This is a genomic window from Nocardioides currus (assembly GCF_003057875.1).
GTDB classification, from domain to species: Bacteria; Actinomycetota; Actinomycetes; order Propionibacteriales; family Nocardioidaceae; genus Nocardioides; species Nocardioides currus.
The window spans coordinates 1-18,604 of record NZ_PYXZ01000002.1 but is presented as its reverse complement, the minus strand read 5'-3'; the positions used below and the strand labels follow the sequence as shown (position 1 = coordinate 18,604).

General features: G+C 69.9%; 20 protein-coding genes and 3 tRNA genes. 8 read left to right on the top strand and 15 right to left on the bottom strand.

Translation table 11 applies throughout. The features are described from left to right. Nucleotides 1-2: 2 nt before the first annotated feature. Nucleotides 3-1,028, bottom strand: coding sequence for an alpha/beta hydrolase (locus C7S10_RS05120; protein WP_243395224.1), 1,026 nt, complete (start codon nucleotides 1,026-1,028; stop codon nucleotides 3-5). Nucleotides 1,029-1,099: 71 nt separating this feature from the next. Here C7S10_RS05120 and C7S10_RS05115 point away from each other — a divergent pair, with 71 nt between their 5' ends. From C7S10_RS05115 to C7S10_RS05105, 3 genes are all read left to right on the top strand, one after another. Further along, nucleotides 1,100-3,334 (top strand): RNA degradosome polyphosphate kinase, encoded by a 2,235-nt coding sequence (locus tag C7S10_RS05115; RefSeq protein ID WP_243395223.1) that lies wholly within the window; start codon nucleotides 1,100-1,102, stop codon nucleotides 3,332-3,334. A 99-nt stretch (nucleotides 3,335-3,433) separates the two neighbouring features. Then, nucleotides 3,434-4,051: a DUF47 domain-containing protein gene (locus C7S10_RS05110; RefSeq protein WP_108343361.1), complete on the top strand. Its 618-nt coding sequence runs from the start codon at nucleotides 3,434-3,436 to the stop codon at nucleotides 4,049-4,051. A 6-nt stretch (nucleotides 4,052-4,057) separates the two neighbouring features. Next, nucleotides 4,058-5,053, top strand: a complete 996-nt coding sequence (locus C7S10_RS05105; RefSeq protein WP_108343360.1) for an inorganic phosphate transporter — start codon at nucleotides 4,058-4,060, stop codon at nucleotides 5,051-5,053. Nucleotides 5,054-5,100: 47 nt separating this feature from the next. On the opposite strand, the gene C7S10_RS05100 is transcribed toward C7S10_RS05105, so the two are convergent. The 7 genes from C7S10_RS05100 to C7S10_RS05070 all read right to left on the bottom strand — a co-directional run bounded on the left by C7S10_RS05100 (nucleotide 5,101) and on the right by C7S10_RS05070 (nucleotide 11,520). After that, entirely contained in the window at nucleotides 5,101-5,319 is a 219-nt protein-coding gene (locus C7S10_RS05100; protein WP_108343359.1) for a hypothetical protein, read from the bottom strand. A 15-nt stretch (nucleotides 5,320-5,334) separates the two neighbouring features. After that, entirely contained in the window at nucleotides 5,335-6,078 is a 744-nt protein-coding gene (locus tag C7S10_RS05095) for a hypothetical protein (protein ID WP_133176433.1), read from the bottom strand. Between the two features lie 283 nt (nucleotides 6,079-6,361). Continuing rightward, complete coding sequence (gene pstB, locus C7S10_RS05090) at nucleotides 6,362-7,141, bottom strand: phosphate ABC transporter ATP-binding protein PstB (RefSeq protein ID WP_108343357.1); 780 nt, start codon at nucleotides 7,139-7,141, stop codon at nucleotides 6,362-6,364. Between the two features lie 18 nt (nucleotides 7,142-7,159). Beyond that, entirely contained in the window at nucleotides 7,160-8,227 is a 1,068-nt protein-coding gene (pstA, locus tag C7S10_RS05085; protein WP_108343356.1) for a phosphate ABC transporter permease PstA, read from the bottom strand. A gap of 70 nt (nucleotides 8,228-8,297) precedes the next feature. Next, complete coding sequence (gene pstC, locus C7S10_RS05080; protein ID WP_207769253.1) at nucleotides 8,298-9,242, bottom strand: phosphate ABC transporter permease subunit PstC; 945 nt, start codon at nucleotides 9,240-9,242, stop codon at nucleotides 8,298-8,300. Nucleotides 9,243-9,327: 85 nt separating this feature from the next. Further along, complete coding sequence (gene pstS, locus C7S10_RS05075) at nucleotides 9,328-10,455, bottom strand: phosphate ABC transporter substrate-binding protein PstS (RefSeq protein ID WP_108343354.1); 1,128 nt, start codon at nucleotides 10,453-10,455, stop codon at nucleotides 9,328-9,330. A gap of 207 nt (nucleotides 10,456-10,662) precedes the next feature. Then, nucleotides 10,663-11,520 carry an NUDIX hydrolase gene (locus tag C7S10_RS05070; protein WP_108343353.1) on the bottom strand — a complete coding sequence of 286 codons (858 nt, stop codon included), beginning with the start codon at nucleotides 11,518-11,520 and terminating at the stop codon, nucleotides 10,663-10,665. Nucleotides 11,521-11,564: 44 nt separating this feature from the next. Between C7S10_RS05070 and C7S10_RS05065 the strand changes: the two genes are divergently transcribed. Next, nucleotides 11,565-12,632, top strand: a complete 1,068-nt coding sequence (locus C7S10_RS05065) for a hypothetical protein (RefSeq protein WP_108343352.1) — start codon at nucleotides 11,565-11,567, stop codon at nucleotides 12,630-12,632. 10 nt (nucleotides 12,633-12,642) lie between these two features. Here the strand turns inward: C7S10_RS05065 and C7S10_RS05060 are convergent, their stop codons facing one another. The 4 genes from C7S10_RS05060 to C7S10_RS05045 form a co-directional block, all read right to left on the bottom strand. Next, the gene (locus tag C7S10_RS05060) at nucleotides 12,643-12,834 is read right to left on the bottom strand and encodes a hypothetical protein (protein WP_108343351.1); all 192 of its coding nucleotides are present in this window, start codon (nucleotides 12,832-12,834) and stop codon (nucleotides 12,643-12,645) included. Nucleotides 12,835-13,021: 187 nt separating this feature from the next. After that, nucleotides 13,022-13,225, bottom strand: a complete 204-nt coding sequence (locus C7S10_RS05055; RefSeq protein ID WP_056598399.1) for a cold-shock protein — start codon at nucleotides 13,223-13,225, stop codon at nucleotides 13,022-13,024. 313 nt (nucleotides 13,226-13,538) lie between these two features. Then, nucleotides 13,539-13,614: transfer RNA gene (locus C7S10_RS05050), tRNA-Lys, on the bottom strand. A 45-nt stretch (nucleotides 13,615-13,659) separates the two neighbouring features. Next, nucleotides 13,660-15,129 carry an NAD(P)/FAD-dependent oxidoreductase gene (locus C7S10_RS05045; RefSeq protein WP_108343350.1) on the bottom strand — a complete coding sequence of 490 codons (1,470 nt, stop codon included), beginning with the start codon at nucleotides 15,127-15,129 and terminating at the stop codon, nucleotides 13,660-13,662. Nucleotides 15,130-15,348: 219 nt separating this feature from the next. On the opposite strand from C7S10_RS05045, the gene C7S10_RS05040 reads away from it, so the two are divergent. The 3 genes from C7S10_RS05040 to C7S10_RS05030 are packed head-to-tail and all read left to right on the top strand — an operon-like array spanning nucleotide 15,349 to nucleotide 17,011. Continuing rightward, nucleotides 15,349-16,281, top strand: a complete 933-nt coding sequence (locus tag C7S10_RS05040; RefSeq protein ID WP_165807057.1) for an ATP-binding protein — start codon at nucleotides 15,349-15,351, stop codon at nucleotides 16,279-16,281. Beyond that, complete coding sequence (locus C7S10_RS05035) at nucleotides 16,278-16,673, top strand: fluoride efflux transporter FluC (protein ID WP_165807056.1); 396 nt, start codon at nucleotides 16,278-16,280, stop codon at nucleotides 16,671-16,673. The genes C7S10_RS05040 and C7S10_RS05035 overlap by 4 nt, the downstream gene beginning before the upstream one ends. After that, nucleotides 16,670-17,011 (top strand): fluoride efflux transporter FluC, encoded by a 342-nt coding sequence (locus C7S10_RS05030; RefSeq protein ID WP_108343347.1) that lies wholly within the window; start codon nucleotides 16,670-16,672, stop codon nucleotides 17,009-17,011. The genes C7S10_RS05035 and C7S10_RS05030 overlap by 4 nt, the downstream gene beginning before the upstream one ends. Here C7S10_RS05030 and C7S10_RS05025 read toward each other — a convergent pair. The 3 genes from C7S10_RS05025 to C7S10_RS05015 all read right to left on the bottom strand — a co-directional run bounded on the left by C7S10_RS05025 (nucleotide 17,008) and on the right by C7S10_RS05015 (nucleotide 17,670). After that, nucleotides 17,008-17,361, bottom strand: coding sequence for a metallopeptidase family protein (locus tag C7S10_RS05025; protein ID WP_108343346.1), 354 nt, complete (start codon nucleotides 17,359-17,361; stop codon nucleotides 17,008-17,010). The two genes, C7S10_RS05030 and C7S10_RS05025, sit on opposite strands and share 4 nt — an antisense overlap. A 66-nt stretch (nucleotides 17,362-17,427) precedes the next feature. Further along, nucleotides 17,428-17,504: transfer RNA gene (locus tag C7S10_RS05020), tRNA-Asp, on the bottom strand. A gap of 93 nt (nucleotides 17,505-17,597) precedes the next feature. Beyond that, a tRNA-Glu gene (locus C7S10_RS05015) sits at nucleotides 17,598-17,670 on the bottom strand. Nucleotides 17,671-17,796: 126 nt separating this feature from the next. On the opposite strand from C7S10_RS05015, the gene C7S10_RS05010 reads away from it, so the two are divergent. Then, entirely contained in the window at nucleotides 17,797-18,189 is a 393-nt protein-coding gene (locus tag C7S10_RS05010; protein WP_108343345.1) for a response regulator, read from the top strand. Nucleotides 18,190-18,604 lie beyond the last annotated feature (415 nt).

Here is an 18,604-nt window from a genome sequence, read left to right as displayed (position 1 = left end):
GGTCAGCGCACCAGTCCCGCTCGCAGCGCGTCCGCGATCCCAGCCACTGCTGCTCGCGCGCTGCTGCCGACGCCGACCATGTTGAGGAACCCGTGGATCAGGTGCGGGTGGCGCACGGCCTCGACGGCGACGCCGGCCCCGCGCAGCCGCTCGGCGTAGGCCTCCCCCTCGTCGCGCAGCGGGTCGAAGCCGGCGGTCACGACGAAGGCCGGAGCGAGGTCGGGCGGCAGGTCGGCCAGCAGCGGGCTCACCCGCGGGTCCGTCCGGGTCGCGGGGTCGGGGGTGTAGGTGTCGGTCGCCAGCTCGCGGAACCGCCGGGTCAGGTAGAAGCCCTCGGAGAACAGGCGCTTGCTGCGGGTGTCGGACGCCGCGTCGGTCATGGGATAGACGAGGAGCTGGAGGGCGCACGGCCAGCCCTGCTGGGCCGCCTCGATGGCGACCCCGGCCGCGAGGTTGCCGCCCGCGCTGTCCCCGCCGACCCCGATGCGGTCAGGGTCGGCCTGCCACTCGTCCGCCCGCTTCAGCACCTCGGCGTAGGCGTTGACGCACTCGTCGTACGCCGCCGGGAACCGCGCCTCGGGAGCGAGCCGGTAGTCCACGGAGACGATCCGCACGCCGGCGCGCTCGGCGAGGAACCGGCACACCGCGTCGTGGGAGTCGAGGTCGCCGTAGATGAAGCCGCCGCCGTGGAAGAACACGAGCAGCGGCGCGACGCCGCCGACGCCGGACGGCTCGTAGAGCCGGGCCGGGACGCCGGCGACGACGTCGTCGCGCACCCGTCCGATCGGCTGCCGACCGCCGACCAGCGCCGACTGCCGGGCGAGGGCGCGGCGTCCGGCCGGGATCGGCAGCGACTCGACGGCCGGCTCCCGCGCGACCTTCTGCAGTCGCAGCATCAGCTGGGTCTCGACGTCCAGCGTCTGGCCGTCGAGGACGACCGGGCGCCCTGCCAGGACGCGCTGGACGCGTCGGGGAAGGGCGAGGAGCCCTCTGAGGGCGAGTGCTCGCAGCCGCTCGACGCCGTTCACGCGAGCAACCTAGACGCACCGCCGATGCGTGCGACACCTGCCGTTCACGATCCGGTGCCAGACTGATCGACATGTCCGAAGCACCCGTGGCCAGCACGCCGCCCACCAGCACGATGCTCCCCAGCACCACTCCCCCGAGCACCCGGCTCCCCAGCACTGTCGGCGCCTCCGTCGAGGACGGTCCGACCGCCGAGCCCTTCGGACACCCCAGCGACACCTTCGACGTCGAGCCGCCCTACGTCCCCGACGCCGCGGAGATCGCCGCCGTCGAGAAGTTCGACGACCGCTTCCTCGACCGCGAGCTGTCGTGGCTGCGCTTCAACCAGCGCGTCCTCGAGCTGGCCGAGAACACCTCCCTGCCGCTCCTCGAGCGGGCCCGGTTCCTGGCGATCTTCGCCAGCAACCTCGACGAGTTCTTCATGGTCCGCATCGCCGGCCTCAAGCGCCGGATCGCGGCCGGTGTCGCGGTCCGCGCCGCGAGCGGCCTGCTGCCGCGCGAGCAGCTCGAGCAGCTGTGGACCGGCAGCCGCGAGCTGATGGAGCGGCACGCGCGCGTCTTCAACGAGCAGGTCATCCCCGACCTGCGCGACCAGGGGATCGAGATCGTCCGCTGGTCGGAGCTGGACCGCGAGGAGCAGAAGATCTGCAAGAAGCTCTTCAAGGAGCGGATCTTCCCTGTGCTGACGCCGCTCGCCGTCGACCCGGCGCACCCGTTCCCCTACATCTCCGGGCTCTCGCTCAACCTCGCGGTCGTCGTGCGGCACCCCAAGACCGGCACCGAGCACTTCGCCCGCGTCAAGGTGCCGCAGACCTTCGGCCGCTTCGTCCCGCTCGGCAACCAGCGCTTCGTCCCGCTCGAGGACGTCATCGGCGAGCACCTCAAGAAGCTCTTCCCGGGCATGGAGGTGCTGCAGGCCCACACGTTCCGCGTGACCCGCAACGAGGACCTCGAGGTCGAGGAGGACGACGCGGAGAACCTGCTCAAGGCCCTCGAGAAGGAGCTCCTGCGGCGCAAGTTCGGCCCGCCGGTGCGCCTCGAGGTCGAGGAGTCGATCGACCCCAAGGTGCTCGACCTGCTCGTCTCCGAGCTGGGCGTCAGCAGCGAGGAGGTCTCGCGCCTGCCCGGCCCCCTCGACCTGCGCGGACTGCACTCGATCGCCGACCTGCCGCGCGAGGACCTGAAGTACCCCACCTTCGTCCCCACCACCCACTTCCAGCTCGCGGAGGTGGAGTCGGCCAAGCCGGTGGACGTCTTCGACTCCGTGCGCCGCCACGACGTGCTGCTCCACCACCCCTACGACTCGTTCGCCACGTCGGTGCAGCGCTTCGTCGAGCAGGCCGCGGCCGACCCGCACGTGCTGGCGATCAAGCAGACGCTCTACCGCACCTCGGGCGACAGCCCGATCATCGACGCCCTCATCGACGCGGCCGAGGCCGGCAAGCAGGTGCTGGTGATCGTGGAGATCAAGGCCCGCTTCGACGAGCAGGCCAACATCCGCTGGGCCCGCAAGCTCGAGCACGCCGGGTGCCACGTGGTCTACGGCCTCGTCGGTCTCAAGACCCACTGCAAGCTGTCGATGGTGGTGCGCGACGAGCCCGACGGCATCCGCCGCTACACCCACATCGGCACCGGCAACTACAACCCCAAGACCGCCCGGCTCTACGAGGACCTCGGCCTGCTGACCGCCGACACGGCCGTCGGCGAGGACGTCGCCCACCTGTTCAACAACCTCTCGGGGATCAGCCGCAACACGACGTACGACGGCCTGCTGGTCGCGCCCGACAGCGTCCGCGACGGCCTGGTGTCGCAGATCCACGCCGAGATCGCCAACCACCAGGCCGGGCGGCCCTCGGGCATCCGGATCAAGGCCAACTCGATCGTCGACGAGGCGATCATCGACGCGCTCTACCTCGCCTCGCAGGCCGGCGTGTCCGTCGACCTGCTGGTGCGCGGGATCTGCGCGCTGCGCCCCGGCGTGCCCGGCCTGTCGGAGACCATCCACGTGCGCTCGATCCTGGGCCGCTTCCTCGAGCACAGCCGGGTCTTCTGGTTCGTCAACGACGGCGACCCGCTGGCCTGGATCGGGTCGGCGGACATGATGCACCGCAACCTCGACCGCCGCGTCGAGGTGCTCGTGCGCCTGCCGGAGGGGCCCAACGTGGGTGCCGTGGGCGGGCTCCTCGACCTCGCGTTCAGCCCCGGGACCATCGCGTGGGAGCTCGACAGCGCCGGCGAGTGGCACCTGAACGAGGGTGACGTGCATCTCCAGGAGCGCCTGATCGAGCTGCAGCGCAGGCGGCGCTAGCGCATCGCCGTACCCCCCGCTGTCTTGCTGGTTTGCGGCGTGTGGCGACCTACCCCCTAGCATGTGGATCGTTCACGCCCCCCTCATTCGGAGTTCTCCGTGCGTTTGAAGTTCCGGCCCGTCGACGCGTCCTTCTACGACCTGTTCAGTGAATCCGCCGCACACCTCGTGGTGGGCTCGCAGCTGCTTGCCGAGATGCTCGGCGACGGCGGTGATCGCGAGAGCATCGCCCAGCGCATGCGCGATGCCGAGCACGCCGCCGACGAGACGACCCACGCCATCGTCAAGCGCGTCAACTCGACGTTCGTGACGCCGTTCGACCGCGAGGACATCTACGCCCTCGCCTCGGCGCTCGACGACGTGATGGACATGATGGACGAGGCCGTGGACCTGGTCCTGCTGTACGGCGTCACCACCCTGCCCGCCGAGACCTCCGAGCAGGTCGAGGTGCTCCAGCGGTGCGCCGACCTCACGGTCGAGGCGATGCCGAGCCTGGCGACGATGAGCGCGCTCGACGAGTACTGGATCGAGATCAACCGCCTCGAGAACGCCGGGGACAAGTCCTACCGCCGCATCCTGGCCAACCTGTTCAACGGCGACTACAAGGCCATGGAAGTCATCAAGCTCAAGGACATCGTGGAGTCCCTCGAAGGCGCCATCGACGCCTTCGAGCGCGTCGCGAACATCCTGGAGCAGATCGCCGTCAAGGAGTCCTGACCCCCGATGGAAATCGCGATCATCATCGCGGTCGTCGTCGTGGCCCTGGTGTTCGACTACACCAACGGGTTCCATGACGCTGCCAACGCGATCGCCACGTCGGTCTCCACCGGAGCGCTGACCCCCAAGGTCGCGCTGGCCATGGCCGCGGTCATGAACTTCGTGGGCGCGTTCCTGGGCCAGAAGGTGGCCCACACGGTCTCCGACACGATCGACCCCGGGGTCGGCAGCCACGGCCTGGTGATCGTGATGTGCGGGCTCGTCGGCGCGATCGCGTGGAACCTCACCACGTGGTACTACGGCCTCCCCTCCTCCTCCTCGCACGCCCTCATCGGCGGCCTGGTCGGCGCGGCGCTCGCCGCCGGCGCCACGGCCCACTGGGACGTCGTGATCGAGAAGGTCGTGCTCCCGATGCTGATCTCGCCGCTGGTGGCGTTCAGCCTCGGCTTCGCGGTGATGCTCGCGATCATGTGGATGTTCCGCAATGCCAACCCGTCGCGGGCCAACCGCGGCTTCAAGGTCGCGCAGACCATCTCCGCCGGCGCCATGGCGCTGGGCCACGGCCTCCAGGACGCCCAGAAGACGATGGGCGTCATCTTCCTGGCCCTCCTCACCGGCGGGTACGTCGCCGAGTCCGACGGCCTCCCCCTGTGGGTCATCGGCGCCGCGGCCACCGCGATCTCGCTCGGCACCTGGTCGGGCGGGTGGCGCATCATGCGCACCCTGGGCCGCCGCATCATCCACCTCGACCCGCCCCGCGGCTTCGCCGCCGAGTCGGTCGCCGCCTCCGTGCTCTACACGACGTCGTACGTCTTCGAGGCCCCCATCTCCACGACCCACACCATCACTTCCGCGGTGATGGGCGTCGGCGCCACCAAGCGCCTCTCCGCCGTCCGCTGGGGCGTGGCCAAGTCGATCCTGACCGCCTGGGTGCTCACCTTCCCGGCCGCCGGCCTCGCTGCCGCGCTCACCTACTGGGTCGCCGCGATCTTCCTCCCCTGACCCCGCCTCCCCCGCCTCCCCCGCGGCATCCGTCATACGGATCCGCATCAACCGGTCCCGGTCCGCACGACGGATGGCCGGCCCGGCAGGCCCGCCCCGACCAGCGCCCGCTCGACCTGGTCGAAGAACTCGTCGGGAGCGAGCCGCAGCCCAAGCACCGGGAGGCGGAGCACGACGTGTCGCTGGAGGGTCACCTCGTTCTGGCGCAGGGCGTCGGGCACTACCTGGGGCGCCCACGTGTGGTGGATGCCGTCGATCTCCACCACGACGCCCCACTCCTCCTAGCACACGTCGAGGTAGTAGCTATTCCGCGGACCTCGTCGCAGCACCTGACGCGTGGGCTCGGGCAGCCCGCGCCGCCGGCACTCCGCAGCGAAGTCCAGTTCCGCGAGGCTGTGGGCTCCGTCGAGGAGGTCGCCGACGATGAGCCGCAGGAACGCCAACCGCGGCGCCTTCCTGATCCTCAGCAGCTCGCGCCCGATCCGATCTGCGGGCGCGACCCCCTGCTGGACAGCCATCGCGAGCAGCAGGGCCGCCTGCTTGTCGCTGCGGGCCCAGAGCGCCCCGCGCACGGCCGCCACCTCGTTGCGTGTGCGAGGGATGCCCACAGGCACGAGGTCATCCTCTGACCAGCGCCTCGTCTGTCGTATGTCGACGCCGGCACCGCGGAAGGTCCGGGCACCCCGCGGGACGGAGACCCTGTGCACGTCCACCGTGTAGCCCTTCAGCCCCGCGGCCAGCAGCGACGAGGCGCCGTCGAGCTGAGCCCGTGGCCCGACGGAGAGCACTGCGACCCACAGTGGCGCACGCTCGACGAGCGGCCCGCAGTGCACGCAGACGACGTGCCGCCCCACCAGCTGCCACCGGCGAGCGCTCACGTTCGCGCGGATCTCCGCTCGGCTCAGCCCGAGCGCCAGCACCTGCCTCCGCGACACCAGCCCGTCCTGGCTGGCAGCGAGCGCGTCGACCATGGCGCGTCGCGCCCGTCGCATCGTGGCGGTCCGCTGACCGCGTCGTCCGTCCATGCCGACGACAATCCGGTCGACCTCCGACATCCCGTTCGTCGGCGGGCGAGGCCTGTGGAGTCAGCGGGCGACACCGCGCCTGTGAGCGTCTCGCGACCCACACCACCCGCCTGAGCCCACGACCCATCATACGAACACCGACGCATCGCTGCGCCTTCGCATGACGGATGGCGCCGGCGCCGCAGACGACCGGGCGGATGGGGCACCCCGAGACAAACGGACCCACGGAACCCCCGAACCGGGGTCCGTTTGCCATGGACTACCCCACCACACGGACCAAGGATCAGCCGAAACGTCCCGAGATGTAGGCCTCGGTGTCGGGGTTGTCGGGGTTGGCGAACATCTTCTGCGTCGAGTTGAACTCGACGAGGTGGCCGGGCTGGCCGGCGGCCTTGAGGTTGAAGAAGCCGGTCTCGTCGGAGACGCGGGCCGCCTGCTGCATGTTGTGGGTGACGATGACGATCGTGTACTCGCTCTTCAGCTCGTGGATCAGGTCCTCGACGGCGGAGGTGGAGATCGGGTCCAGCGCCGAGCACGGCTCGTCCATCAGCAGCACCTCGGGCTCGACCGCGATGGCGCGCGCGATGCACAGGCGCTGCTGCTGGCCGCCGGAGAGCCCCAGCCCGGGACGGCCGAGCCGGTCCTTGACCTCGTTCCACAGGTTGGCGCCCTTGAGCGACCGCTCGACGATCTCGTCGGCGACGTTCTTCTTCATCTTCTTCGCGTTCAGGCGGTTGCCAGCGAGCACGTTCTCGTAGATCGACATCGTCGGGAACGGGTTGGGCCGCTGGAAGACCATCCCGATCTGGCGGCGTACGGCGACGGGGTCGACGTTGGCGCCGTACAGCGACTGCCCGTCCACCATCACCTTGCCCTCGACCCGTGCACCGGGGATGACCTCGTGCATGCGGTTGAGCGAGCGCAGGAAGGTCGACTTGCCGCAGCCGGAGGGGCCGATGAAGGCGGTGACCGACTTCGCCTTGATCGTCATGTTGACGCCCTCGACGGCCATGAAGTCGCCGTAGTAGATGTTGAGGTCAGAGACGTCGATGCTCTTGGCCATGGTGTGTTCCTAGCTCCTTCAGCGCCCGGTCTTGGGCGCAAAGATCTTGCCGATGACGCGCGCCGCGATGTTGAGCAGCAGCACGATGACTACGAGGACGAGGGCGGCGCCCCAGGCGAGGTCGAAGTCCGCCTTGGTGCCCTTGGCGAACTGCGAGTAGATGAAGACCGGGACCGTGGTCATGAACCCGTCGAAGGGGTTCGTGTTGGTCCGCGTGGTCAGGCCCGCGATCAGCAGCAGCGGCGCGGTCTCGCCGATGATGCGCGCGGTCGCCAGGGTCACCCCGGTGATGATGCCGCCCAGCGACGTGCGGAGCACGACCTTGGTGATCGTGCGCCACTTCGGCGTCCCCAGGGCGTACGCCGCCTCGCGCAGGTCGTTCGGGACGAGCCGCAGCATCTCCTCGGTCGAGCGGACCACGATCGGGATCATCAGCAGCGACAGCGCGACCGCGCCGCCGATGCCGGCGCGGTAGCCCGCGCCGAAGAAGGCGGTGAACATCGAGAAGGCGAAGAGACCGGCGACGATCGAGGGGATGCCGGTCATCACGTCGACCAGGAAGGTGATCCCGCGGGCGAGCTTGTTGCCCTTGCCGTACTCCACCAGGTAGATCGCCGCGAAGATGCCGGTCGGCACCGAGATGACCGCCGCGCAGATGGTGATGACCAGCGTGCCGATGATCGCGTGGTAGATCCCGATCGGCTGGTCGAGGCTGGTGCGGAACGCCGAGAACGTGAGGAACGTGCCGTTGACGTGCGGCGCGCCCTTGGAGATCACGGTCCACAGCAGCGAGACCAGCGGCACGAGCGCGATGCCGAACGCCGTCCACACCAGGGACGTGACCATCCGGTCGATCGCCGAGCGGCGGGTCTCGACGACGGCCGACCAGATGGTCAGGCCGGCGATGAAGAGGACGACGGAGACCAGGACCCACGCCACGAATCCCCAGCCGAGCAGCAGCGGGAGGAGTCCCGCCGCAGCGATCGTGACCACGGCGACCAGCGCCGGCGCCCAGCGGGGCAGGCGGGCGTGGGTCAGCGGGATGGTCGGCGCGGGCGCCAGGTCCGGCGCGGTGTCGAGGCTCATGACCGGGGTCCCCTCGAAGTTGTCGGGCGGAGGAGCGAAGCGGGGGAGAACGAGAAGTTCGCGGGGTGGTTCATCGGGTCAGCTTCCGTTCGTTGCGCGCCACGATCCATCGGGCGGCGAAGTTGACCAGGAAGGTCACGATGAAGAGGACCAGGCCGGTCGCGATCAGGATGTGCAGCGTGGCCGGGGTGTTCTCCTTGTACTGCGAGGCGATGTTGGCCGCGATGCTGGTCGGGTTGGAGGTCCCGATCAGGTTGAAGGAGATGCCGCCGGCGCCCGAGAGCACCATGGCCACCGCCATCGTCTCCCCGAGCGCGCGGCCGAGGCCGAGCATCACGGCCGAGACCATGCCGGACCTGGCGTACGGGAAGACCGCGAGCCGGATCATCTCCCAGCGGGTCGCACCGAGGGCCAGGGCGGCCTCCTCGTGCAGGACCGGCGTCTGGTTGAAGACCTCGCGCGAGATCGCGGTGATGATCGGCAGGATCATGATCGCCAGCACCAGGCCGGCGGTCAGGATGGTGGTGCCAACCGGGTTGACCGGGGCCTTGAAGAACGGCAGGAAGCCGAGGTTCTCCTCCAGCCACACGTAGATCGGGACCATCTTCGGGGCGAAGACGTTGATGCCCCACAGCCCGAAGACGACGGAGGGTACGGCGGCGAGCAGGTCGATGATGGACGCGACCGGCCCGGCGATCCACGTGGGGGCGTAGTGGCTGACGACCAGGGCGATGCCGAACGCGAGCGGCACGGCCACGAGCACCGCGATGGTGGCCGAGAGGACCGTGCCGAACAGCAGCGTGTCGACGTACCCGAGGAAGTTGCCGTTGCCCTTGTAGGCGCCCTCGTCCTGGAACAGGCCGGGGATGCCCTCGATGGACAAGAAGATGAAGACCCCGGCCAGCGCGGCCAGGATGACGAGCCCGGCGGCGCGCGAGATGCCGGAGAAGACCCGGTCACCGGTCTGCGTGGGCGCGGACTCCTGCGGCGGGGCGGTCAAGGGGGTGGAAGACAACGGGGGTTCCCTCGCTAGTCAGATCAGGAGGTGCACCTGTGCGGCGGGCCGGGAGACGGCCCGCCGCACAGGGTGACAGGTGGAGCTACTTCGCGGCGATCGCGCCGACGATCTCCTGCGCCCGGCTGGCGGTGTCGGCGTCGAGGGGAGCCGAGCCGGCGTTCTCGGCGGCGGCGGCCTGGCCCTCGTCGGAGACGACGTACTCGAGGAAGCCCTTCACCAGGTCGGCGTCCTCCGCCGTGTCGTAGGTCTGGCAGGCGACCAGGTAGGACAGCAGGATCACCGGGTAGGCGCCGGCCTCCGTGGTGGTGCGGTCCACGTCGACGGCCATGTCGGTGTCGCTGCGACCCTCGGCGGCGGGCGAGACGGCGACGACCTTGGCGGCGGCCTCGGCGGACGGGGCGACGTACTCGTCACCGACCTTGACGTTGACGACCGACAGGCCGGCGTCCTTGACCTGGGAGTCGTCGGCGTAGCCGATGGTGCCCTTGCCGTTGGTGACGGCCGCGACGACACCCGAGGTGCCCTCGGCAGCGACGCCGCCCTTGACCGGGAACGCGTCCTCGGCCTCGTAGGACCACGACTTCGAGGCCTTGCCGAGGTAGTCGGTGAAGTTCTTCGTGGTGCCCGAGTCGTCCTGGCGGTGCACGGTGGTGATCGGCGTGTCGGGCAGGTCGGCATCGGGGTTCTGGTCGGCGATGGCCGGGTCGTTCCACGTCGTGATCTTCTGGTCGAAGATCTGCGCGATCGTGTCGGCGTCGAGGTCGAGCGAGTCGACGCCGTCGAGGTTGAACATCACGGCGATCGGCGAGACGTAGGCCGGGACCTCGATGATGTCGGTGCCGCAGCGCTCGTTGGCGGCGGTGAGCTCGCCCTCGTCGTCGCTGAAGTAGGAGTCGGTGCCCGCGAAGAGCGTGCCCCCCTCGATGAACTGGGTGCGACCGTCGCCCGAGCCGAGCGGGTTGTAGTTGAGGGTCACGTCGGGGTTGAGGCCCTGGAACCCGACGGACCAGGCCTCCATGGCCTTCTCCTGCGAGGAGGCGCCGGCGCCGTTCAGCTCGCCGGACAGGGTGCCCGTCTCGGTGGTGGTGTCCGAGCCCGAGTCGGCGTTGGCGTCGGTCTCGTTGCCGGCGCCACATGCGGTCAGCGAGATGCTGAGGGCGAGCGCAGCGGCACCCGGGACGAGGGCCAAGCGGTTGGAAGAGCGGTTCACTTGCGTGACTCCTGAAGGTCTGTGTGCGTGAGGCTGACTCCGTGAAGGTAGGCACGCGAAGTGACCGACTGCGTCGGCCTCGATGAACGAGCGGTGAACTGAAATGGGCCGGTCGGCTACATCCGGCCGGGGTGGAGACGTCTGTCACATGAACAAGGCGCCGGGCACCTTGACGACCACCTCAGCGCGGGCGTATCCGTGGCAGGTTCACAACCCGATGCGGTCGGCCGCGACGACCCGGCCCTTGCGGTGGTGGACCACCAGCATCTCGGCCGGCTCGAGCTTCACGTCGGCCAGGCCGAGCGAGGCGAGCACCGTCGGCAGCACCGGACGGTGCGTGCACAGCACCGCGCTCGAGTCGGCCGCGAGCATCTTCTCGACCAGCTCGTCGACGACCGGCGGGAGGACTCCCTCCTCGCTGAGCTCGTCGTAGGAGTGCAGCGGCCAGCCGGTCGTGTGGACGTACGGCGTCACGGTCTGCACGCACCGCACGCTGGACGACGAGTGGACCTCGGTCGCGTCGAACGCGGCCAGCACCGGGACCAGGCGCTGGGCCTCGGCCTCCCCCGCGAGCAGCAACGGCCGTCGGCGGTCGTCGCCCTTCCACGAGCGCCGCGAGCGGGCGTGCCCGTGCCGCAGCACCACCAGCGCCCGGGTCCGCCTCCTCAGTCGCCGTGCTTCCTCGAGCGTCTCGCGGTCGTGCTCGTAGGTCAGCCGCTCGGCGGCCTCGGCCCACGGAACCCATTCGACCTCGTCGATCTCGTCGTTGACGAGGTAGCCGCTGACGTCGTCGTCGCCCTGCACCCGCGCGACCCAGTAGTTCACCGTCTTCATCCGACCGCGCCCGGTGTCGTAGCGCTGCGTCGCGAGCGCGGGTCCGAGCCGGACGTCGAGCCCGGTCTCCTCGGCGACCTCGCGGACCGCGGCGGTCGTCACGTGCTCGTCGGGGTCGAGCTTGCCCTTGGGGAAGGACCAGTCGTCGTAGCGCGGGCGGTGCACCAGCAGGACGTCGCCACCCTTGCGGGTCACGACGGCGCCGGCGGCACGCACATCCGGGGGCGGCATGGGCGCTAGTCTCACACCACCAGCCGCCCCGTGAGGAGTCCCCCGTGCTTCGTCGTCTCCCCCGGCGCCTGGTCGTCGCGCTCGGAGCCGCACTGGTCCTGGTCGTGGTGGCGGTCATCGGGATCCGCTGGTGGCACCAGGAGCACCGAACGGAGCTCGCCAGGGCCGTTGCGATGGCCCCCGCGGCGACCGAGCGGCTCTCGTGGACCGACTGGCGGGGCGTACGCCGCTCGCTGGGCGTCTCACTGGACGCGCGACCGTCGACCGACGAGGTCACGGCGTTCCTCGACGAGGCCTTCGGCCGCGACCTCTCCCCGTCCTCGGCGCTCGTGGAGTCGGCGGCCACGCTGAACGAGGAGTTCCGCTTCTCGCCCGCCACGATCGACTGGGAGCTGCTCGCGCAGGGGGCGGAGGGTGCGGTCGACATCCTCGGCTTACCCGAGGACACGGACTTCGACGCGCTGGGCGACACGTTGGAGTCGCTCGGGTTCACGCGGCCGTCGGACGAGACCGGAGTCTGGGTCGGCGGACCCGACCTGCTCGCGCGGATCGGGCCGTCGCTGACCCCGGAGCTGCAGCACTTCGCGCTGCTTCCGGACGCGGGGGTCGTCCTGACGTCGGACACCGAGGGCTACCTCGAGGAGGCGCTCGACTCCGCGACCGGCGACGGGGACCACCTCACGTCGGTGGACGAGGTGGTCGAGGCCGCGGGCTCACCGCTGGCCGCCGCCGTCTACACGGGCGCCTACGCGTGCGAGCACCTCGCGATGGCCGCGGCCGACGACACGGACCGGGCGCAGGCGGACGAGCTGATCGCCGGCGCGGGAGGCGTCCACCCGGTGTCGGGCTTCGCGATGGCCAGCCAGCCGGACGGCGAGGTCACGGTGGACCTGTCGTTCGAGACCGACGACGCGGCCCGGGCGGACGCCGACTCGAGGGCGACGCTGGCCGCCGGGCCCGCGCCCGGCCAGGGGGGCTCGTTCACGGACCGCTTCGAGCTCACCTCCGCGACGGCGCAGGGCAGCGTCGTGCGCCTCGTGCTCGACCCGGTGGAGGGTCAATACGTCCTGTCGGACCTCACGAGCGGCCCGGTGCTGTTCGCGACCTGCTGAGCAGGCCGGCTCACTCCTCGCGCGGGCGCGGCAGCGGGACGTCGTCCTTCGGGGCCACCGGGGTGACGCCGAGCAGGCGGTCGATCTCCGCCTGGGAGAGGTGCTCGTCGGACTCGCTGGCGGCGATGATGAGCGTCGTGGTCAGCTCGACCTCGCCGAGGAGGTCGTCGTCCTCGAGGGTCACGTCGAACTGGTCGTGCACGGCACACCTCCAGTCGTCGACGTCGAAGAGTCCACCCTGCCCGGTGGACGCGATCCCAAACCAATTAGAACCCAGAAATCACCAGATCAGGCTGAAGATAGTCCGAACGGCAACGAGGCCCCACCCAGATGGGCGGGGCCTCGTCGAGAAGAAGTCCGGGACAGGTGCTGTCCGGCTTCGCGCGCTGTCAGAGCGGGCGAACGTTCTCCGCCTGGGGGCCCTTGGGGCCCTGGGTGACGTCGAACTCAACCTTCTGGTTCTCGTCCAGCGACTTGTAGCCGTTGGACTGGATGGCGCTGTAGTGAACGAAGACGTCGTCGCCGCCGTCCTCCTGCGCGATGAAGCCGAAACCCTTCTCGGCGTTGAACCACTTCACGGTGCCTTGAGCCATTGCTCTGTTACTCCTGTTTATCGGGCGAAAGGCCATCACTTCGACGACCCCGCATCAAGTGCGGTGACACGTCGCTCCGACTCGCGGACTGGCAGGCCCGAAGAAGAAACGCCGTTGGATCACAAACTCCGCTGGCGTCTACCTGCTGGAACTTGCACCTGTTGCATGACACACACTAGCAACTACCGGCCCGATCGAAACCTTCCGCGCACACCCAAAAGGCGGGAAGGGATGAACTTTGCGTTCCGCGGTCGCTACGCGCACGTGACGAAGCGACGCGCTCGTGCCCATCAGCACTGGGATGTACGGCGACTGGTAGGCCCTGTCGGGCTCGAACCGACGACCAGCGGATTAAAAGTCCGACGCTCTACCAACTGAGCTAAGGGCCCTCGCGCGCAGCCTATCGAGGCCCGATCGGCGGGCAGCGATGAGGCTCAGGCGTCGCTGTGGACCCCGCGGGCGCCACTGTCGGTGAGGCGCGCCTCCTCCGCGGCCTTGGCCTCCAGCTCCTGGCGGGTCGTCTCGAGCATCGCCCGCGCGGCGTCGTACGCACCGGGGTCGGACACCAGGTCGGTGGCTCCCCGGCGCAGCCGCGCGAGGGCGGCCCTCGCGAAGATCTGCTGCTCGGTGGTCGTGCGCTCCGAGCGGCCTCGACCCAGGAACGAGACGAACCAGTGCATCACCGCGGTGACGCGGTTCTTGAAGCCGGTGATGTAGACGAGGTGGACCGCGAGCCACATCAGCCAGGCGATGATGCCGGTGAGCCGGAGCTTGCCGACCATCGCGACGGCGTTGAAGCGGCTGATGATGGCCATCGAGCCCTTGTCGAAGTACTTGAACGGCTCCTGCGGCGCCTTGCCGTCGAGGCGGTGGTGGATCTCCTTGGCGGCGTACTTGGCGCCCTGGATCGCGACCTGCGCGACGCCCGGGAGGTTGTCGAGCGCGATCATGTCGCCGACCACGAACACCTCCGGGTGGCCCGGGAGCGTGAGGTCGGGGTTGACGCCGATGCGGCCGGCACGGTCGAGCGGGGCGCCGGACTGCTCGGCGAGGGTCTTGCCCAGCGGGCTGGCCTGGACGCCGGCGGCCCAGATCTTGGTGACGGTGTTGATCCGCTCGACGCGACCGTCCTTGAACTTCATCTCGATGCCGCGCTCGTCGACGTCGGTGACCATCGCCCCGAGGATGACCTCGACGCCCAGGTCCTCGAGCTCGCTCTTGGCCTTGGCGCCGAGCTTCTGGCCGAACGGCGGCAGCACCTGGGGAGCAGCGTCGAGCAGGATGACTCGCGCGCTGCGGGTGTTGATCGCGCGGAAGTCGCGCCGCAGCGTGCGGTGGGCGAGCTCGGCGATCTGGCCCGCCATCTCGACACCGGTCGGGCCGGCACCGACCACGACGAAGGTCAGCAGGTGGTCGACGTCGTCGCCGCGGTTGGCGCCGAGCTCGGCCATCTCGAAGGCGCCGAAGATCCGGCCGCGCAGCTCGAGCGCGTCGTCGATGCTCTTCATCCCCGGCGCGTGCTCGGAGAAGTGGTCGTTGCCGAAGTAGGACTGCGCGGCACCGGCGGCGACGATCAGCGAGTCGTACGGCGTGACCGTCTCGCGACCCAGGACGTGACTGGTGACGGTGCGAGCCGTCAGGTCGATGTCGGTGACCTCGCCGAGGAGGACCTGCGCGTTGTCCTGCCCGCTGAGGACCTCGCGGGTGGGCGGGGCGATCTCGCCCTCGCTGAGGATGCCGGTCGCGACCTGGTAGAGCAGGGGCTGGAACAGGTGGTGGGTCGTCTTGGCGAGCATCGTGACGTCGACGGGTGCACGACGCAGGGCCTTGGTGCCGAACAGGCCACCGAAGCCGGAGCCGATCACGACCACCTTGTGGCGAGCAGTTGCCTGGACCGTCGACATGTCAATCCTCTCGTGGCGAGAGCCCCGCGCGGCTGTCCGGAGCCCGTCTCCCCCCAGTCTCGCGCTAACGGGGCCCGATGCGCGAACCCGGGGGCAGGTCTCGTTGGTCACACGGGACGGACTGGCGAAAAAATGTGTGCGCCATGCGTTTGAGGACGCCCGGCGATGGGTAACCGAGCGGCGCTCGTCTACCCACTCCGGCCCGCCGAGAGAGCCCCCTTGCCGCTCAACAGAGATCCGTTGTCACTGTCGCAGACCCCGCGTGCGGCCGCCGACGCGAGGCACTGGGTTGCGCACATCTGCCGTGAGCTCGGCCGCGAGGACCTCCTGGAGTGCGCGGAGCTGGGGACCTCCGAGCTGGTCGCCAACGCGATCCTCCACGGCCTCGAGCCCATCACCGTCCGGGTGCGCGGCACCGCGACCCACCCCCGCATCGAGGTCAGCGACGGCTCGTCGGAGGCACCCGTCCCACCGGTCGCCACCGCGGACCCCGACGACCTGCTCGCCACCTTCGGCCGCGGGCTGTCGATCGTCGCGATGGCAGCCGTGGCCTGGGGCGCCTCGATCGAGGACAACGGCAAGGTGGTGTGGTTCGAGCCGGCCACCGGCGTCGGCGACCACGAGGCGGCCGAGCCCGTGTTCGACAGCCTGACCGAGCCGGACGTCACGACGAGGAGCGACCACGCGGTCGCCGTACGCCTCCTCGGCCTCGACGTCCCCCTCGCCTTCTCCTTGAGCAGGCAGTACGCCGACCTGCGGCGCGAGCTCCGGCTGCTGGCCGTGGCCCACCAGGACGCCTACCCGCTGGCGGCGAACCTGTCGGCGATGTTCTCCAGCTACGAGCGTCAGCTCCCCAGCGAGGTCAGCTTCGCCGTCAAGCGCGCACGGCGTGACGGCTCGGAGGCGATCGACCTCGACGTGACGGTGGAGCCCGAAGCCGCGCCGATCCTGCGGACGATGCTCGAGATGTTCGACCTGGCCGACGCGTTCTGCAAGGCCGAGCGGCTGCTGTCGATCCAGCGCACGCCGGAGCAGCGGGCCTTCCACGTGTGGTACCTCAGCGAGTACATCCGCCAGATCGACGGCGAGGCGCCCGTCAACTTCCGCCAGTCGGAACCCGTCCGCTCCCTCGGCGACCAGCAGGTCTCGTGATCCGAGCCCTCAGGGCCGGGGACCTCGTCGTGGTCGCCGTGGGTGGCGCCACCGGAGCCGTCCTGCGCTGGTCCCTCGGCGAGCTGGTCCCCGACGGCGACGGCTTCCCCTGGACGACGATGTCGATCAACGTGCTGGGCTGCTTCGCGCTCGGGCTGCTGCCCCTCGTGCGACACCGCGACCACCGCCTGACGCTGCTCCTGGGCCCGGGGCTGCTCGGGGGCTTCACCACGGTCTCGACGTACGCCGAGCAGGCCCGCGGCCTCGTCACGGACGGCGACACGTGGCTGGCCGGCGCCTACGTGGTCGGCACCGTCGCGGCTGCCGTGCTGGCCGCGTGGGCGGGACGCGCGCTGGCGCATCGCCCGGAGCCCGAGGACGCGCTCACGTGACGGCCCTGCTGGTCGCCCTCGGGGCGGCCGTGGGCGCACCGTTGCGCTACGCGCTGGCCCACACGCTGGACGAGCGTTCGCCGACGGGCACGATGGTCGCGAACGTCGTCGGGTCGCTGCTGATCGGCATCTTCGCCTCCCTCGCGCTCGGCGGTCAGGCGTGGGCCCTGCTGGCCACCGGCTTCTGCGGGGGTCTCACCTCGTTCTCGGCGTTCGCCGTGCAGTCCGTCGAGCGGGGGCCGCGGCTCGGCACGGCATACGCAACGGCCACCGTCGTGCTCACGCTGGCGGCCTGTGCCCTCGGGTTCGCGATCGGAGCTGCGCTGCCGGTCGGCTAGGCGTAGCCGAGGTCGTGGAGACGGGCGTCATCGATGCCGAAGTGGTGGGCGATCTCGTGCACGACGGTGATGCGCACCTCGTCGGCGAGCTCCTCGGGCGAGTTGCACATCGCGAGCAGGTTGTTGCGGAACAGGACGATCCGATCGGGGAGGTCGCCGGCGTGGTTGGCCGCCCGCTCCGTCAGGGCGACGCCGTCGTAGACGCCGAGCAGGTCGGGGTCCTCGGGTGGCGCGTCGTCCTCGACCAGCAGCACCACGTTGACCACACGGGCCGCGATCTCGGCCGGCAGCGAGTCGAGGGCCTCCTCGACCAGGCGGTCGAACGCGACGGGTGCGAGGTCGAGGGGCATGTCGCCAGCGTAGGAGGACGGTGCGAAAAATGCCGACTGGCCCGGAGCAGTGCTCCGGGCCAGTGATGGCGACCCCGACGGGACTCGAACCCGCGGCCTCCGCCGTGACAGGGCGGCGCGCTAACCAACTGCGCTACGGGGCCTTGAGGTGGTGCTGGTGCTTCTCTCGAAGCGGGGGAACTCTAACCCATCGATCGCCGCGCCTCACAATCGAGGGGCACCGGTGCGACGGGCCGCACCCCCAACGGGATTCGAACCCGTGCTACCGCCGTGAAAGGGCGACGTCCTAGGCCGCTAGACGATGGGGGCCTGCCTGCCGGAACACCGTCCCGGAGGCGTCGTACAGCATAGGGGCACGCGTTCGGGCCGCCCAAAATGTCCGGGCAGTTCGCGAACTCCGTCGCGTGCACCCATCAGCGCCGATAGCCTCGTGCTGTGGACGACGACGAGACCCAGCTTCGCTTCCTCGTCGTGGACGACACCGAGGACATCCGCGAGCTGATGGCGCGCATGGTCGTGCGCCAAGGTCACCTCGCCGACCTGGCCGCCGACGGCGTGGAGGCCGTCGCCGCCCTGCAGCAGCAGGCGTACGACGTCATCCTGCTCGACCTCACCATGCCGGTCATGGGCGGCGAGGACGTCGTCCGCTGGCTCAACGAGCACCCGGAGCACGGCGTCGGGCTGCGGGTCGTGGTCATCACGGCCTGGGCCGGCGAACGTCGCGCCGTGCTGCACGAGCTGGGTGTCACGCGGGTGCTCCAGAAGCCCCTACGGGCCCAGCAGCTGCGGGAGCTGATCGCCGAATCTGAACCTGGGACTCGCTCGTAGCACGTCCCTCACTTTAAAATACGCGCGGGTCGACTGGGAGGTAGACCCGCCCGCCGCACATCGACCACGACTGCGGCGTTTTCTAGGTGAGGGAGAACCATCGTGATGCACATGATCGCGCAGCGCCGAGCTGCCAAGCGCGTGTCCGAGCAGACTTCTGCTNATGGCCCGCATCGCGCAGCGCCGAGCCGCCAAGCGCACCGCCGAGCAGACCTCCGCCTTCTACTCCTGGCGTGCCGGGGTCGTCCGATGATGGCCCGCATCGCGCAGCGCCGAGCCGCCAAGCGCGTGTCCGAGCAGACCTCCGCCTTCTACTCCTGGCGTGCCGGGGTCGTCCGATGATGGCCCGCATCGCGCAGCGCCGAGCCGCCAAGCGCACCGCCGAGCAGACCTCCGCCTTCTACTCCTGGCGTGC